Source organism: Amycolatopsis acidicola (genome assembly GCF_007713735.2).
In the GTDB taxonomy this organism is placed as follows: Bacteria; Actinomycetota; Actinomycetes; order Mycobacteriales; family Pseudonocardiaceae; genus Amycolatopsis_E; species Amycolatopsis_E acidicola.
In genome coordinates, this window is record NZ_VMNW02000022.1 from 48,795 (window position 1) to 65,183 (window position 16,389).

14 protein-coding genes are annotated in these 16,389 nt (G+C 71.4%); 7 read left to right on the forward strand and 7 right to left on the reverse strand.

Annotation, left to right across the window (positions count from 1 at the left end):
• Nucleotides 1-231: 231 nt before the first annotated feature.
• On the forward strand, nucleotides 232-1,536 hold the full coding sequence (locus FPZ12_RS17450) for a S8 family serine peptidase (RefSeq protein WP_144749707.1): 1,305 nt from the start codon (nucleotides 232-234) through the stop codon (nucleotides 1,534-1,536).
• Between the two features lie 342 nt (nucleotides 1,537-1,878).
• Here the strand turns inward: FPZ12_RS17450 and FPZ12_RS17455 are convergent, their stop codons facing one another.
• Nucleotides 1,879-2,523, reverse strand: coding sequence for a LysE family translocator (locus FPZ12_RS17455; protein ID WP_144760171.1), 645 nt, complete (start codon nucleotides 2,521-2,523; stop codon nucleotides 1,879-1,881).
• Between the two features lie 72 nt (nucleotides 2,524-2,595).
• Between FPZ12_RS17455 and FPZ12_RS17460 the strand changes: the two genes are divergently transcribed.
• The 6 genes from FPZ12_RS17460 to FPZ12_RS17485 all read left to right on the forward strand — a co-directional run bounded on the left by FPZ12_RS17460 (nucleotide 2,596) and on the right by FPZ12_RS17485 (nucleotide 7,739).
• The gene (locus FPZ12_RS17460; protein WP_144760170.1) at nucleotides 2,596-3,762 is read left to right on the forward strand and encodes a winged helix DNA-binding domain-containing protein; all 1,167 of its coding nucleotides are present in this window, start codon (nucleotides 2,596-2,598) and stop codon (nucleotides 3,760-3,762) included.
• Between the two features lie 175 nt (nucleotides 3,763-3,937).
• Nucleotides 3,938-4,942 carry a type I glyceraldehyde-3-phosphate dehydrogenase gene (gene gap, locus FPZ12_RS17465; protein ID WP_144760169.1) on the forward strand — a complete coding sequence of 335 codons (1,005 nt, stop codon included), beginning with the start codon at nucleotides 3,938-3,940 and terminating at the stop codon, nucleotides 4,940-4,942.
• Between the two features lie 16 nt (nucleotides 4,943-4,958).
• On the forward strand, nucleotides 4,959-6,197 hold the full coding sequence (locus FPZ12_RS17470) for a phosphoglycerate kinase (RefSeq protein WP_144760168.1): 1,239 nt from the start codon (nucleotides 4,959-4,961) through the stop codon (nucleotides 6,195-6,197).
• Nucleotides 6,197-6,985 (forward strand): triose-phosphate isomerase, encoded by a 789-nt coding sequence (gene tpiA / locus FPZ12_RS17475; protein WP_144760167.1) that lies wholly within the window; start codon nucleotides 6,197-6,199, stop codon nucleotides 6,983-6,985. The genes FPZ12_RS17470 and tpiA overlap by 1 nt, the downstream gene beginning before the upstream one ends.
• 129 nt (nucleotides 6,986-7,114) lie before the next feature.
• A complete protein-coding gene (secG, locus tag FPZ12_RS17480) occupies nucleotides 7,115-7,345 on the forward strand; it encodes a preprotein translocase subunit SecG (RefSeq protein WP_144760164.1) in 231 nt (76 codons plus the stop codon).
• Between the two features lie 52 nt (nucleotides 7,346-7,397).
• Nucleotides 7,398-7,739 carry an RNA polymerase-binding protein RbpA gene (locus FPZ12_RS17485; protein ID WP_144760161.1) on the forward strand — a complete coding sequence of 114 codons (342 nt, stop codon included), beginning with the start codon at nucleotides 7,398-7,400 and terminating at the stop codon, nucleotides 7,737-7,739.
• Nucleotides 7,740-8,796: 1,057 nt separating this feature from the next.
• On the opposite strand, the gene FPZ12_RS17490 is transcribed toward FPZ12_RS17485, so the two are convergent.
• The 6 genes from FPZ12_RS17490 to FPZ12_RS17515 all read right to left on the reverse strand — a co-directional run bounded on the left by FPZ12_RS17490 (nucleotide 8,797) and on the right by FPZ12_RS17515 (nucleotide 16,388).
• Nucleotides 8,797-9,987: a sensor histidine kinase gene (locus tag FPZ12_RS17490; protein WP_144760158.1), complete on the reverse strand. Its 1,191-nt coding sequence runs from the start codon at nucleotides 9,985-9,987 to the stop codon at nucleotides 8,797-8,799.
• Between the two features lie 134 nt (nucleotides 9,988-10,121).
• The gene (locus tag FPZ12_RS17495; protein ID WP_144760155.1) at nucleotides 10,122-11,387 is read right to left on the reverse strand and encodes a serine hydrolase domain-containing protein; all 1,266 of its coding nucleotides are present in this window, start codon (nucleotides 11,385-11,387) and stop codon (nucleotides 10,122-10,124) included.
• Between the two features lie 99 nt (nucleotides 11,388-11,486).
• Nucleotides 11,487-12,266 carry a 6-phosphogluconolactonase gene (gene pgl / locus FPZ12_RS17500; protein WP_144760152.1) on the reverse strand — a complete coding sequence of 260 codons (780 nt, stop codon included), beginning with the start codon at nucleotides 12,264-12,266 and terminating at the stop codon, nucleotides 11,487-11,489.
• Entirely contained in the window at nucleotides 12,263-13,243 is a 981-nt protein-coding gene (gene opcA, locus FPZ12_RS17505) for a glucose-6-phosphate dehydrogenase assembly protein OpcA (protein ID WP_144760149.1), read from the reverse strand. Before opcA ends, pgl begins: the two co-directional genes overlap by 4 nt.
• Nucleotides 13,240-14,766, reverse strand: coding sequence for a glucose-6-phosphate dehydrogenase (zwf, locus tag FPZ12_RS17510; protein ID WP_150980372.1), 1,527 nt, complete (start codon nucleotides 14,764-14,766; stop codon nucleotides 13,240-13,242). Before zwf ends, opcA begins: the two co-directional genes overlap by 4 nt.
• Nucleotides 14,763-16,388, reverse strand: coding sequence for a glucose-6-phosphate isomerase (locus FPZ12_RS17515; protein WP_144756867.1), 1,626 nt, complete (start codon nucleotides 16,386-16,388; stop codon nucleotides 14,763-14,765). The genes zwf and FPZ12_RS17515 overlap by 4 nt, the downstream gene beginning before the upstream one ends.
• Nucleotide 16,389: the final 1 nt, after the last annotated feature.

A 16,389-nucleotide genomic window follows, 5' to 3' on the forward strand; every position in this document is an offset into this window, starting at 1 on the left:
GGGCCTGATTCGCCCGGCCGTGGCCCGGCGTGTCACGCGGGGTGAGAGAACCGGCCGGGCCGGGCGGGGGAGTCACACGCCAGTGCCCTCGTGGCGTGTGCACCCGTGCCCGTCGGTGAGCACGCTGAAGGTGCGTCGCATTCGCTCCTTGGGGTCAGCTCCCGGGCGCCGGTGCGCCCGATTGTGTAGGGATTCTGCGAGTATCCCCGCCCGATCGACGAACGGATCCCGATGTCGCGCCCCGGCCTCGCGCTGTGCACTGCCCTCACCCTCGCCGTGGCGCTGCTCGCGCCCGCCGCGAACGCGGAGCAGCCGGGCGGCACGAGACTGGAGCCGGTCTGCGCCGGACAGTTCCAGCGCCTGGCGTGCCAGGTGGAGCGGGTCGTCGGCGGCTACGACGACGATCCGGACCCGGTGGGCTGGAGCGCGCAGGACCTGCAGAAGGCCTACGAGCTGCCGAGCACGGCGAACCGCACGGGCACGATCGCGATCATCGACGTCGGCGCCTACCCGAATCTCGAAGGCGATCTCGCCCGGTACCGCGCGCAGTTCGGGCTGCCGCCGTGCACCGCGGCTTCGGGCTGCTTCCGGCAGGTCGACTTCCACGGCGGCCCGCCGCTGCGGCCGAGCGGCGGCCCGGACGGGGCTTCGATCGACGAGCAGATCGCCGTGGAGACCGCGCTCGACGTGGACATGGCCTCGGCGGCCTGCCCCGGCTGCCGGATCACGGAGGTGCAGATCCCGTCGACCGAGGTGCCGTCCGCTGGCGATTCCGACGCGCCGCCGGACTACGACGGTTACGCCGACGCCTTCGGCACGGCTGTGCAGACCGCGATCGCGCAGGGGGCGGACGCGGTCAGCATCAGCTACGGCCTGCCCGGCGACGACCACATGCTGCACGGGCCCGTCGCGGCCCAGCTCGCGCACCGGGGCACCGCGATCGTCGCGGCGAGCGGGGATTCAGGCTTCGAGGCCAACAAATCCCTTTGGCCGCAAGCACTTCCGACGGTTACGGCGGTCGGCGGCACCGAGCTGGTGCGGCAGTCCGGGCGGTTCAGCGAAGGCGCGTGGTCGGGCGCCGGTTCGAGCTGCGTGCCCGGGGTGGCGCCGCCGGAGGGACAGCCCGAGGCGATCACGAAGTCGTGCGGCGGTTCGCGGGCGAGCGTGGATGTCTCGGCCGCGGCGAGCGACCTCGCCGTCTACGACAGCTACGCGCCGGAGAGCCAACAGCCCCCTGGCTGGACCGTCGTCGCCGGGACGAGCGCGGCCGCGCCGATCATCGCCGGGATCTACGCCGCCAGCGGCGGGCTCGCCGACGTGCTCGGCCCGAACACGCTCTACCGCGCGCACTCCGGGACCTTCCAGGACGTCACGTCGGGCACCAGCGGCACCATCGGGAACGGCCGCTGCCTCAGCACCGCCGAAACCGACCCGGGCAAACCCCCGCCCACCTTCGACGGCAGGCTCTGCGCCGCGGGCGAAGGCTGGGACGGGCCGACCGGCCTGGGCACGCCCCACGGCCTGTTCCACTTCTAGAGACTGTTGTGAAAGTGGCTTGCGTGGCGGTGCGGGTAGGGGCCCCTCCCGTCGCCCGCCACCACCCTCAACGGACGCGCTCCGCGCGGCTAGCCACATTCAAGGTGGCCCCTGACTCCGGGATCGCCTCATCATGAATTCCCACCCGCCACCCGGCCGCCACCCCTGAAGGACACGCTCCGCGCGACAGTGCTTTCACCACTTCGGCGCTGTCCTCGCCAGGAGCCACCCACCCGCCACCACCCTCAACGGACGCGCTCCGCGCGGCTCCGCCGATTCAAACCCCCGGCGGTGCCGGTTGACGGCCCACCGCAAACGGCTCCGCCGCTTCCAAAACGCAACCTAGTCCGCGCGCCCGTTGAGGGCGATCCCGGCGCCGAGGCCGATCATCACGAGGCCTCCGGTGCCGCCGACCAGCTCCAGCCGGCGCGGCGAGCGCGCGAACCACGAGCGCGCCGCGCCGGCGACGAGCGCCCATACGCTGTCGCAGATCAGCGCGATCACCGGCAGGCAGATGCCGAGCAGCATGATCTGGACCGGCACCGCCCCCGCGCCCGCTTCCACGAACGGGGGCAGGAACGCGGCGAGGAACACGATCGACTTCGGGTTGGCGAACCCGACGACGTACCCGTCACGCACCACCTTCCACGCCGGGCCGGGCGAAGCGGGCACCGCGGCGTGGAACGCGTCGCTGAGTTTGCGGCGGTGCCGCAGCGCCTGCACCCCGAGGTAGACCAGGTAGCCGGCACCGGCGAACTTGATCACCGTGAACACCGCCGCCGAGCCCGCGACGATCGCGCCCAGCCCGAAGGCGACCGCGACCACCTGCGTGTACACGCCGAACGCGTTGCCGACGACGGTCAGCAGCGCGCCCCGCCGCCCGACGGTGAGCGCGCGGCTGATCGTGAACAGCACGCTCGGGCCCGGGACGATGACCATGACGAACACCAGCGCGGCGAACGTCGCGAAGTGGCTGGGGGAGACCATTTCCCCACCGTAGCCAGCACGCCGCCCGCGGCGAACCGATTTTTGTCGGTGCCCGGTGGTAGGAAAGCAGGCGTGAAAAGACGCATCCGCGCCGCGGAACGGCGAGCCCGCCTGGCGCTGCGGCACCACCTCGCCGCGCCGGCCCGCGGCGTGCCCGAGGTCGCGGAGAGCCTCATCGCCTTGCACGCCACCGATCCGGCGACGGTGCACGTGTCCGCGGCGGTGCGCCTCGCCGAGCCCGAGACGGCCGAGCGCGCCCTGTACGAGGATCGTTCGCTGGTCCGGATGCTCGGGATGCGGCGCACGATGTTCGTCGTGCCCGCCGCGCTCGTGCCCGTCGTGCAGGCAGCCTGCACCGACGAAATCGCCCGCAAGCAACGGAAACTGCTCCTCCAGCACCTCGCCACCGCGGAGCTGGACGGCGATCTCGGCGCCTGGCTGGCCGAGGTCGAGCAGGGCGCGCTGGCCGCGCTGGAAGCCCGCGGCACGGCGCAGGCGCAGGAGATCGCCGACGGGGAGGCCCGGCTCCGCACCAAGATCACGATGGCGGCCGGAAAGCCTTACGAGGCAACGGGTTACATCACGAACCGGGTGCTGTTCCTGCTCGCCGCGCAGGGCCTGATCGTGCGCGGGCGCCCGCGCGGATCCTGGCTGTCCACCCAGTACGCGTGGGCCACCGCGGAGTCCTGGCTCGGCGCCGCGCCGCCCGCGATCCCGGCGGACGAGGCGCGCGCCGAACTGGCCCGGCGCTGGCTGCGCGCCTTCGGCCCGGCGCCGGTGGACGATCTCAAATGGTGGACCGGCTGGACGGCGGGCCAGGTGAAGAAGGCGCTCGCGCGGATCGGCCCGGTGGAGGTCGACCTCGACGGCGTGCCGGGCCTGGTGCTGCCCGAGGACGCGGAGCCGGTGGCCGAGCCGGAGCCGCGGGCCGTGCTGCTGCCCGCGCTGGATCCCACGCCGATGGGATGGAAAGCGCGCGAGTTCTACCTCGGCGCGCACGAGGCGCCGTTGTTCGACCGCACCGGCAACATCGGGCCCACGGTCTGGTGGGGCGGGCGCGTCGTCGGCGGCTGGGCGCAGCGCGCGGACGGGGAGATCGCGGTGCGCCTGCTGGAGGACGCCGGCGCCGAGGCGGAAAAGGCGATCGAGGGTGAATCCGCCCGGCTGTCCGCTTGGCTGGGGCCGGTCAGGGTAACCCCGAAGTTCCGGACACCACTGGAAAAAGAGCTGGCTTCTTGATCGTTTACGGCCGATCGCGGTCCCGCGATCTTGATCGATTCCCCCGCCTGGCTGACGGTGGCGAGGATCTCGCCGGTGCTTGTGGGTACGCCCAGGTCGGCACGCTAGGGTGGCCGGGAACCCGAAGACGTGTGACCCGGTGGGACACCGGGTCGGACCCGAGGAGAGAAGAGCAGTGACGGTTCGCGTAGGTGTCAACGGCTTCGGCCGGATCGGCCGCAACTTCTTCCGTGCCGTGCAGGCGGCCGGCCACGACATCGAGGTGGTCGCGTTCAACGACCTCGGCGACGTGAACACGATGGCGCAGCTGCTCAAGTACGACAGCGTCCTCGGCCGGTACCCCGAAGAGGTCGCGGTCAGCGGCGAGGGCATCGTCGTCGGCGGCAAGACCATCAAGGCACTCGCCGAGCGGGACCCGGCCAACCTGCCCTGGGGCGACCTGGGCGTGGACGTGGTCGTGGAGTCCACCGGCTTCTTCACCAACGCCGACGCCGCGAAGGCGCACATCGCCGGCGGCGCCAAGAAGGTCATCATCTCCGCGCCGGCCAAGGGCGAGGACCTGACGGTCGTGCTGGGCGTCAACGACAACCTCTACGACGGTTCGCAGACGATCATCTCGAACGCGTCCTGCACCACCAACTGCCTCGGCCCGCTCGCGAAGGTGCTGCACGAGAACTTCGGCATCGAAAAGGGCCTGATGACCACCATCCACGCCTACACGCAGGACCAGAACCTGCAGGACGGCCCGCACAAGGACCCGCGCCGCGCCCGCGCCGCCGCGCTGAACGTGGTGCCCACCTCCACCGGCGCCGCCAAGGCGATCGGCCTGGTGCTCCCGGAGCTCAACGGCAAGCTCGACGGCTACTCGCTGCGCGTGCCCGTGCCGACCGGCTCGATCACCGACCTCACGGTGGACCTCGCCAAGAAGGCCTCCGCCGAGGAGATCAACGCCGCGTACAAGGCGGCCGCGGACGGCGCGCTGCAGGGCATCCTGCGCTACAGCGAGGACCCGATCGTCTCCTCCGACATCGTCAACGACCCGGCCTCGTGCATCTTCGACGCCCCGCTGACCAAGGTGATCGACAACCAGGTCAAGGTCTTCGGCTGGTACGACAACGAGTGGGGCTACTCCAACCGCCTCGCCGACCTGGTCAAGCTCGTCGGCTCGAAGCTCTCCTGAGGTCAGACGAAACCCGATGGCAGTCAAAACTCTGGAAGACCTGCTCTCCGAAGGTGTCGCGGGGCGGCGCGTCCTGGTCCGCTCGGACCTGAACGTGCCGCTCGACGGCGAGAAGATCACCGACGACGGCCGGGTGCGCGCCGCGCTCCCGACCATCAAGCGCCTGGCCGAGGCCGGCGCGAAGGTGATCGTCGCCGCGCACCTCGGCCGTCCGAAGGGCGAGCCCGACGCCAAGTACTCGCTGAGCCCGGTCGCGGCCCGGCTCGGCGAGCTGCTCGGCGCCGAGGTGCGCCTCGCCGGTGACGTCGTGGGCGAACAGGCGAAAGCAGTCGCGGCCGGGCTGGCCGACGGCGCCGTCGCGCTGCTGGAGAACGTGCGCTTCGACCCGCGCGAGACCAGCAAGTCCGACGCCGAGCGCGCCGCGCTGGCCGCCGAGCTGGCCGCGCTGACCGGAGACAGTGCTGATGCCTCTGGCGCCGGCGGGCGCGGGGGCGCGTTCGTCTCCGACGGTTTCGGTGTGGTGCACCGGAAGCAGGCCTCGGTGTACGACGTGGCCCGCGCCCTGCCCGCGTACGCGGGCGGCTTGGTGCTGGCGGAGCTCGAGGTGCTGAGCAAGCTCACCGGTGACCCGGAGCGGCCGTACGTGGTCGTGCTCGGCGGCTCGAAGGTGTCCGACAAGCTCGCGGTGATCGAGGCGCTGCTGCCCAAGGTGGACAAGCTCCTCATCGGCGGCGGCATGGCGTTCACGTTCCTCGCGGCGCAGGGCCATGGCGTCGGCGCTTCCTTGCTGGAGAAGGATTTCGTGGAGACGGCGCGTAAGCTGCTCGACGCGAACGGCGACAAGATCGTGGTCCCGGTGGACGTCGTGGTGGCGGACAAGTTCGCCGCCGACGCCGCCACCGACACCGTCGCGGCCGGGGCGATCCCGGAGGGCTGGATGGGCCTGGACATCGGCCCGCGCACCACCGAGGCGTTCGCCGCCGAGGTGTCGCGCGCGAAGACGGTGTTCTGGAACGGGCCCGCCGGCGTGTTCGAGCTGGCGCCGTTCGCGGCGGGCACGCGCGGCGTGGCGCGGGCGATCGCGGACTCGTCCGCGTTCAGCGTGGTCGGCGGTGGCGACTCCGCCGCCGCGGTCCGGGTGCTGGGCCTGCCCGACGACGGGTTCTCGCACATCTCCACCGGCGGCGGCGCGTCGCTGGAGTACCTCGAGGGCAAGGAGCTGCCCGGGGTCGCGGTGCTGGGGGAGGAGGCCTGATGGCGCGCAAGACGTTCGTCGCCGGCAACTGGAAGATGAACCTCAACCACCTCGAGGCCATCGCGCTGGTGCAGAAGATCGCCTTCTCGCTGCCGGAGAAGTACTTCGCGAAGGTGGACGTCGCGGTGCTGCCGCCGTTCACCGACATCCGCAGCATCCAGACCCTGGTCGACGGGGACAAGCTGTTGCTGAGCTACGGCGCGCAGGACCTTTCCCAGCACGACTCCGGCGCATACACCGGGGACGTGTCGGGGCCGATGCTGGCCAAGCTCGGCTGCGGCTACGTCACGGTCGGGCACTCCGAGCGGCGCGAGTACCACCACGAGGACGACGAGCTGGTCAACAAGAAGGTCCGCGCCGCGGTCAAGCACGGGATCAGCCCGATCCTGTGCGTCGGCGAGGCCCTCGAGGTGCGGGAGGCCGGGGGCCACGTGGAGCACTGCACCGGCCAGCTGATCGCCGGGCTCAAGGGGCTCAAGGCCGAGCAGGTCAAGGAGAAGGTGGTCATCGCCTACGAGCCGGTGTGGGCCATCGGCACCGGGCGGGTCGCCACCGCGGCCGACGCCGAAGAGGTGTGCAAGTCGCTGCGCGAGGCGCTGGCCGAGAAGTACGGCGCCGAGGTGGCCGACGCGGTGCGGGTGCTCTACGGCGGTTCGGTCAAATCGGGCAACATCGCGGAGCTCGTGGCCTGCGACAACATCGACGGCGCGCTGGTCGGCGGGGCCAGCCTCCAGGCCGAGGAGTTCACCAAGCTGTGCGCGCTGGCGGCCGGGGGTCCGCTGCCTTAGGGCCCGGCGCTGCCGAGTAGTCTGTCAACCTCAGACCGTCACACAATCAGGGAACGCCGTTCGGCTCGCGTACGATCGGGCCCACCCGCCCGGCAGGTCGTGCACGGCCCGAAGACTACAGAGGATGAAATGAAGCTGTTCCTGCAAATCCTGATGATCGCGACCAGTGTGCTGCTGGTGATCGCGGTACTGCTGCACCGCGGGCGCGGCGGCGGGTTGTCCTCGTTGTTCGGCGGAGGGATGCAGTCGAGCCTCGCGGGGTCGAGCGTGGCCGAGAAGAACCTCGACCGCATCACCCTCTTGCTCGGTGCCATCTGGTTGATCAGCATCGTGGGCCTCGGCCTGCTGCTGAAGGTCTGAGAGCACGGGCGTGCCTATGGGGGGTGCGCCGCCGAAAACACTGTGAGGATTCATGGTTGGCGGTAACGCGATTCGAGGCACCAGGGTCGGTGCCGGTCCTTCCGGCGAGTCGGAACGCGGCGAGTCCGCACCGCGGCGCCGGATTTCCTACTGGTGTGCCAACGGGCACGAGTCGCGTCCCTCGTTCTCGATGGACGCGGAGGTCCCGGAGGAGTGGGACTGCCCCCGCTGCGGCCTGCCCGGTGGGCAGGACGCCAAGAACCCACCCGCCGCGCCACGGACCGAGCCGTACAAGACCCACCTGGCGTACGTGAAGGAGCGGCGCAGCGACGCCGACGGGGAGGCCATCCTCGCCGAAGCGCTCGAGCGGCTCCGCCAGCGCCGCCAGATCTGATCCCACGGCGGCCGCGGCCGCCACGGGATCGGCCCGGTTCCCGGCGCACCAGGGAAGCCGGCCCGCCGCCAGGACCCCGCGGCTGGTTCTTGATCCGGACAGTGTCCGATACCGGACAAAAGGGGCCGGGCCCTCGCCCGGCCCCTTCGGCATGTCCGCACAAGGTTGAAGGGCGGGCACTTCGCCCGGCCCCCCGGTGTTCCCGGGTGGGTTCGCCGGGGGAGCGGGCTGCGTGGCGCCTTCGGGTTTCGGGTACGTGGGGAGGGAAGCCGGGCCGCGGCGCGGCGCCTCCGCGCTTGGGCTCGGGGAAGGACGCGGGCCCTCGCGCTTGGGCTCGCCGGGGCGAGGGGCTGAGTGGCCTGCCTCTCCGGTTTCCCCGCACTGGGGCGCGGGCGCGGACGCGGCCAGGTGCCTCCGTGCTTGGGCTCGCGGGGGCGAGAGGCTGGGTGGCTTGCCGCTCCGGTTTCCCGCACTGGGGCGTGTTTTGGGTGCGGGCGGGGCCAGCTGTCTCCGTGCTTGCGTTCGCTGGGGGCGAGAGGCTGGGTGGGCCTGTCTCTCCGGTTTCCCGCATGGGGGCGCGGGTTTGGGCGCGGGCGCGGCCAGGTGCCTGCGCGTCTGCGTTCGCGGGGGACCATGCTGGCCGGTGGCTTGACCTCACCGGATTTCGGCTCGCCGGGGGCGAGGGGCTGGGGCATGGTCTGCTGCTGCCCCCGCCTTTCCTCATGCTGGGAGGAAGGCTGGGTCGCGGGCAGGCGTCACCGCGCTTCGGCTCGCGGGGAGGCAAGCTGGGCTCCGGCCCGGTGCCCCCGCGCTTCTGCCCCGCTGCGAGGAAAACCGCGCTGCCCCTCGCGCTTCCGTTCGCGGGGCGAGAGGGCTGGAAGGTGTCTGGCGCGCCTGCGTTTCCGCACACGGCGACAAGCACTGGGCCGCGCCGCCCAGTGTCCGCCGCCCAGTGTCCACGGCTCTCCGCGCCCGGCGCGGAAAGCCCCTGGTGCGGCGCCGCCGGAATCCCGCGCTCGACGAGCAGCCAGGCCATAGCCCCGCGCTCGCCTGCCCCTCAGCCGCGCACCGGGTAGCTGGCCCGGACCCGGAAACCGCCGTCGTCGGTGGGGGTGGTCTCGAAGCTGCCGCCGAGAAGCCGCGCGCGTTCGGCGAGGCCGGTGAGGCCGTGCCCGCCCGAGGGCAGCGGGGTCACCGGCGCGCTCGGGCTTTCATTGCACACCTCGATGTTCAGCGCGTCGCCGTCCCCGAGGATCAGCACCGTGGCCGCGGCCCCCGGCGCGTGCTTGCGCACATTCGTCAGGCATTCCTGGACGGTCCGGTACGCCGCCGCGGAAACCTTGGCGGGCAACTGTTCCGGCACGCTGTCCACGGTCAGCTGCACCGGCACCTCGCACCCCCGCACGAGCTGCGTCAGCTCACCGATACCCGGATGCGGCCCGTCGTCCGCGGCCCCGGACCGCAGCACCCCGACCAGCGACCGCAGCTCCTCCAGCGTCCGCGTGGACAGCTGCCGGATCACTTTCGCCGTCTCCTGCGCGCTTTCCGAGCCCGGGGTGGTGGCCAGCACGCCCGCCTGCATCGCGATCAGCGTGATGTCGTGCGAGACGACGTCGTGCATTTCCCTGGCGAGCCTGGCGCGTTCCTCCGCGCGGACGGCGTCGTCGTGCAGTTTGCGTTCCCGGTCGCGGCTCGCGGCCAGCTCGACGAGTTTCTGCGACAGCTGGGCGCGCGCCCCGATGAGCAGCCCGATCGCGATCGGCATCCCCGCCACCAGTATCCCGTACAGCCCGTCCAGGACGTGTTCCCGCCAGCTCAGCGTCGTGAAATCGGACAGCGGCCATTGGATGAACCGGCACGCCCACACCAGCGCCGCGCCGACCCACACCTGCCAATGCGTCTGCTTGCGGGTGGCGAGCATCCCCAGCGCGATCATCGCGGCCAGCTGCGACCAGCCGGTGAGGAAACCGGGCACGGTGCCCAGCACCACCGCGAACGGCAGCCACCGCCGCCCCACCAGAGCGAGGCAGGCGAACGCGGAAAGGTAGATCGAGTACGGCGGCGCCTTGTCCGGGATCACCAGCCACACGTCGGCCACGGCCAGCAGCACGGCCACCGCGTCGATGGCCAGCGGCACCACGTTGTCCCGTCTCAGCAGCACCTGCCACCGTGAGCCGGAACGCGCGCGTGCCCGGTCGGTGGCCTGGCCACCGACCGGGATCCCGATGGAGAGTCCCTCTGTGCTCATGCGATCGGACCTCACTCGTCTTGTGGACTTGACTCATGAGATGCGCGAAGCGGCCGATCGGGACGCGTACCGCCCGTTAAATGTGCGGATGTTAACGGGCATCGGTGTGACCGCGGTGAATTTTCCGCTCCCGATCAGGAGAAATACTGTGGGTAGAGGTCATTCGCCGGCCAGTTCGTCACCCCGTTGTAGGCGGTCCACATCGCGGAATCGATGTCGCCGTAAGCAAGGCCCGACGCGTCGTCGCGCTGGTTGAGCAACACGGCCCAGCTCGCGCCCGCGTAATTGCGCACCAGGAACGTGTACGTGCCGGGGAGACTCCCGTCGTGCCAGGTGTTCTGCCCGGTGCCGCCGGTGGTGACCGGGCGGACGAGCCAGCCGAGGCCGTAGTAGGAGCCGCCGCTGTTGACGCCGGTCTCCGGCTTGGTCCAGACCTTCGCGAGCGACGTGCCGTCGAGCACCTTGGAACCCTTGTCGAAGGCGCTCGCCCACCGCACCATGTCTACCGCGGACGAGATCCACGCGCCGTTGGCGTAGTGCAGCCGCATGCTGAACGTGCCGTAGGGCGCGGCCACCGTGGCACCGGATTCGTCGAGCACCGTCGTCCCGGTGTACTGGGATTTGTACGGCACCTCACCGCTGTGCTTCGCCACGCTCCAGCCCTGCGCCATGCGCGTGATGCCCAGTGGCGTGAACAACTTCTGCTGCACGTAATCCGCGTACGTGGTGCCGCTGACCTTCTCGACGATCTGGCCCGCGAGCAGGTACCCGAAGTTGGAGTAGGCGTACGTGCTGCCGGGCGCGTGGTCCAGTGGCTGCCCGGCCATGTACTTCACGACGTCGGCGGGAGACAGCTCCATCGGCACGCCGAGCGCCTGCGAAATGGTGCTGTCCTTGAACAACGGGTCACCCGAGATGGCGCGATCCCAGCCACCCAGGTGCTGCAGCAGCCGCTGGACGGTGACCTGGGACAGCCGGGAGTCGGCCGTCTGGCCGGGCGGCGGTGTCAGGTCGAGCAGAGACGTGATCGGCGTCGACAGGCTCAGCCGGCCGTCTTGGACGAGGCGAAGCACGGCGGCCGCGGTGACCGACTTCGACAGGCTCGCCACCCGGAACAGCGAAGTCGGCTGCACCGTCAGCGCGGTGTCCGTGCTGTAGCCGCGGGCGAGCACCAGTCTGCCGCCGTAGGTGACCGCCAGCTGCCCGCCCTGGATACCACGGGCCTGCATGAACGTCTTCATCTGGGCGTCGAAACCGCTCAGCGCCGAGACCGCGGTGCCGGTCGTCTTCCACGTGCTCGCCGCGTCGGCGGCCGGGGCGTTCAGCGCGCCGGCGAGACCGAGCCCGGCCACGCCCGCGAGCTTGCCGAACGTCCGCCGGGACAGGGGTGCCTGATGCATGGGGTCCTTTCCTGGGAGGGTCGGCCCCAGTCAACCCCGCACACGCAAGTGGCCGGTTTTCCGCCCGGCTGAGCGGAAAACCGGCCACTGGGGAACCGATCAGGCCGTCGGCGGCCGGTACACGTGCGACAGCTTCGACGCCGCCGTCTTGTCCACGAGCCACAGCGTGCGCCGCTGCCCGCGGGCACCGGCCACCGGCAGCTGCACCTCGCCGGCACCGGACAGCGCCATCGCGACCGCGTCCGCCTTCGCCTCGCCGGTGGTCAGCAGCCACACGTCGTGGGAACGGCGGATCGCGGGCAGGGTCAGCGAAACCCGGGTGGGCGGCGGCTTCGGGCAGTTGCGCACCGCCACCACCGACCGCTCGGTCTCGTACACCGCGGGCGATTCCGGGAACACCGAAGCGGTGTGCCCTTCGCCGCCGAGCCCCAGCAGCGTGATGTCGAACGAAGGCACGTCGCCGTGATCCTCCGGCAGCGCGTTTTCCGCCAGCACCCGGGCATACGCCTCGGCGGCCGCGTCGACGTCGTCCCCGAACTCGCCGTCCGAGGCCGCCATCGCGTGCACCCGCTTCGGGTCGACGGGCACGTGGTCCAGCAGGGCCTCGCGGGCCTGCTTTTCGTTGCGCTCGCCGTCTTCCGCCGGCACGAACCGCTCGTCGCCCCAGTACAGGTCCAGCCGCGACCAGTCGACCGCGTCCCTGGCGGGGGAGGCCCGCAGCTGCTCCAGCACCGCGATCCCGGTGCTGCCGCCGGTGAGGACCAGCGAGGCCGAGCCCTTGGCGGCCTGCAGGTCCACCAGCCGGGTCACCAGCCTGGCCGCCACCGCGGCGGCCAGCAGCTCCGGATTGGCGTAGACCACGACCTCGCTGGCGCTCACTTGCTCGCCGCCTTCACCGGCTTCTTGCCGTTCTTGGCCTTCGCCGCCGACTTCCCGCCGCCCGCCGAGAGCTTGTCCAGACCATGCAGCGAAGCCTCGTAGACCTCGTCCGGGTCCAGCCGGCGCAGCTCCTCGATCAGGCAGTCCTTGGTGCTGCGGCGATGCAGGGCGATCCGGCGGGTGGGCTGGCCCGGCTGGGTCAGCGTGCCCACCTTCCCGTCCGGCCGGTGCAGCTCGATCACGCCGGAGCGCCGCTCCAGCTGCACCGCGACGATGCCCTGCGCGGACGCCGTCTTGATCCGCTTCACCGGGATCTTGAGGTACTCCGCGAGCCAGCCCGCCAGCAGCTCGGTGGAGGGCGAGTCCGCCTCACCGGTGACCGTGGCCGACGTGATGGGCTCGTGCGGTGGCAGGTCGAGCGCGGCGACCAGCTGGGCACGCCAGTTGGTCAGCCGCGTCCAGGCCAGGTCCGTGTCGCCGGGGGTGTAGTTCTTGCGCCGCGTCTGCAGCGCGCGGATCGGGTTGCGCTCCGCCGCCGAGTCGGTGATCCGGCGCTGGGCCAGCTCGCCGATCGGGTCCTGTTCCGGGGCCTTCGGCCCGGCGCTGGGCCACCACGTGACGATCGGCGCGTCCGGCAGCAGCAGCGGCACCACGGCACTTTGCCCTTGCGAGGCAAGGGGTCCGTAGAGCCGCAGGATGATGACCTCACTCGCGCCGGCGTCGCCGCCGACCCGGATCTGGCCGTCGATCCTGGCCGCCGCGGTCCGCGAACCGCGGGCGAGCACGATCACCCGGCACGGGTGCTCGCGGCTCGCCTCGTTCGCCGCGTCGATGTGCTCCTCGAGGTGCTCGCCGTCGTCGTCGACGATCACCAGGGTGAGCACCCGGCCCAGCGCGACCGCGCCGCCGCGCTCGCGCAGCTCGACCAGTTTCCGGTTCACCTGCGAGGTGGTGGTCGAGGGCAGGTCGATGATCACGGACGCCTCCAGTTCCGGCCCGAACGCTCCAGCAGCTCGTCCGCCGAGGCGGGTCCCCAGCTGCCCGGCGAGTACGGCTCGGGCGCGCCGTGCTTGGCCCAGTGGTCGAGGATCGGGTCGAGGATCTCCCAGGACAGCTCGACCTCCTCGTTGACCGGGAACAGCGAGGGCTCGCCGAGGAGCACGTCCAGGATCAGCCGTTCGTAGGCCTCGGGGGAGGACTCGGTGAACGCGTGCCCGTACCCGAAGTCCATCGTGACGTCGCGGACCTCCATCGTGGTGCCTGGCACCTTGGAACCGAACCGCATCGTGACGCCCTCGTCCGGCTGCACGCGGATGACGAAGGCGTTCTGCCCCAGCTCCTCGGTGGAGGTGTAGTCGAAGGGCAGGTGCGGGGCGCGTTTGAACATCACCGCGATCTCGGTGACGCGGCGGCCCATCCGCTTGCCGGTGCGCAGGTAGAACGGCACCCCGGCCCAGCGGCGGTTCTGCACCTCGAGGGTGACCGCGGCGTAGGTCTCGGTGGTCGAGTCCTTCGCGAACCCGGCCTCCTGCAACAGGCCCGGCACCTTCTTGCCGCCCTGCCAGCCGCCGCTGTACTGCCCGCGCGCGGTGGTCTCGTCGAACGGCTGCGCCGCCTTGATCGCCCGCAGCACCTTGATCTTCTCCGCCCGCAGCGCGTTCGGCTCGAACGACAGCGGCTCCTCCAGCGCGGTGAACGCGAGCAGCTGCAGCAGGTGGTTCTGGATCACGTCGCGCGCCGCGCCGATGCCGTCGTAGTAGCCGGCGCGCCCGCCGAGGCCGATGTCCTCGGCCATGGTGATCTGCACGTGGTCCACGTAGTTGGCGTTCCAGATCGGCTCGAACAGCTGGTTCGCGAAGCGCAGCGCCAGGATGTTCTGCACCGTCTCCTTGCCGAGGTAGTGGTCGATGCGGAACACCGACTCCTCGGGGAAGACGTCGTTGACGATCCCGTTGAGCTCGCGGGCGCTGGACAGGTCGTGCCCGAACGGCTTCTCGATCACCACGCGGCGCCACGAATGCTCGTCCGACTGCGCCAGCCCCGAACGCGCCAGCTGCTTGGTGACCACCGGGAACGCGCTCGGCGGGATCGACAGGTAGAACGCCACGTTCCCGCCGGTGCCGCGCTCCTCGTCCAGCTCGCGGACGGTGTCGGCGAGCCGGTCGAACGCGTCGTCGTCGTCGAAACTGCCCTGCACGAACCGGATCCCCTCCGCGAGCCGGTGCCAGACCGACTCGCGGAACGGGGTGCGCGCGTGCTCGGCGACCGCGTCGTGCACCAGCTGGCCGAAGTCCTCGTCCTCCCAGTCGCGCCGGGCGAACCCGACGAGGGAGAAGCCGGCGGGCAGCAGCCCGCGGTTGGCGAGGTCGTAGATCGCCGGCATCAGCTTCTTGCGGGACAGGTCACCGGTGACCCCGAAGATCACCAGGCTGGACGGCCCGGCGATCCTCGGCAGCCGTTTGTCGCGGGGATCCCTCAGCGGGTTCTCCCACTGGTTCATTCGCCGACCTCCTGGATGGCGCGAACGAGCTGAGCCAGGCCCGCGGCCCGGTCGGTCAGGTGCAGGCGCAGCACCGGCCTGCCGTGCTCGGTGAGCACCTTGCCGTCGCCGAGTGCCTGCGCGTGCTGCAGCTTGCCCAGGGTGTACGGGCGGTCCGGCACCTCGAGGTCCTGCTCCGGCGAGCCGGTGATCTGCAGGAAGACGCCGTTCTGGTGGCCGCCCTTGTGGTACTGCCCGGTGGAGTGCAGGAACCGCGGGCCCCACCCGAAGGTGGTCTGCAGCCCGGTGCGGCGCGCCAGCTCCGGCCGCAGCAGCGCCGCGGACGCGTCGTCGAGCCTGTCCAGGTACGCCTGCACGGCGAGGTAGCCGTGCTCCGGCGCCGTGGCGAGGAACGCCTTCAGCACGTCGGTCAGGCTGCCGTCCGCGGAAACCCCGGCAGGCGCGAAAACCTGCACGGAACCGTCCACAGTGGACGGATTCTCGCCGCCTTCGAGCGCGGCCGGGTTGTCCAGCAGTTCCCGCGCGGCCTTCTTCGCGGCCTCCACGTCCGGCTGGTCGAACGGGTCGATCCCGATCAGCTTGCCGGCGATCGCGGTGGCGAACTCCCACAACAGGAACTGCGCGCCCAGCTGGCCTTCGGTGGCGATCTTCGCGGCGCCACCGGCCGGGCCGACGGCGACCGCCGTCGCGTCCTGGCCCGCGTCCGCGAAACCGGGGGCCTCGGGGCCCTCGACCGCCACCGGCAGCAGGCCGGTGCCCTGTTTGCCGGTGGACTCGGCGATCAGCTGCTCGGCCCAGTCCGGGAACCCCTTGATCCCCGAGCCGGTGTCGGCCAGCACGACCTTCTCGGCGCCGTCGGAATGCGCCGCCGCCCACGCGGCGGCCAGCCGCAGCGCCGGGTTCTCCTTGCTGTCGCTGCCCAGCACCTGCGCCGCCAGCGCGGCCTGGTCCAGCAGCCGGGCCACGTCGGCACCGGCCAGCCCGGCGGGCACGAGCCCGAAGGCGGTCAGCGCCGAGTAGCGGCCACCGACGTGCGGGTCGGCCAGGAACACCTTGCGGTAGCCCGATTCCTCCGCCAGCTTCGACAGCGGAGAGCCGGGGTCGGTGACGACCACGATGCGGCTCGCCGCGTCGATCCCGGCCTCGGTGAAGGCCTGGGTGAAGATGCGCCGGTGGCTGTCGGTCTCCACCGTGCCGCCGGACTTCGACGACACCACGAGCACGGTGCGCTGCAGGTCGCCCGCCAGCGCGTCGGCCACCTGGCCGGGGTCGGTGGTGTCCAGCACCGTGAGCGGCGCGCCCTCGGTGCCGGTGATCACCTCCGGCGCCAGCGAGGAACCGCCCATGCCGGCCAGCACGACCCTGTCCACGCCCTCGCCGCGCAGTTCCTCGCGCAGCGCCTCGATCTCACCGATCAGCGGGCGCGAGCTCTTGTGCAGCGTGGTCCAGGACAGCCGGATCGACGCCTCGGACTCCGCGTCCGGGCCCCACAGCGTGGGGTCCTGCGCGGCGAGCTTCGAGGCGACCTGGTCGGCGATCAGCTTGTCGACCAGTGCCGCGGCCGTGGCCGCGAGCGGCTCGTCGGTGACGTGGACCGCCACCGGAGCGTTGTCTTCGGCCATG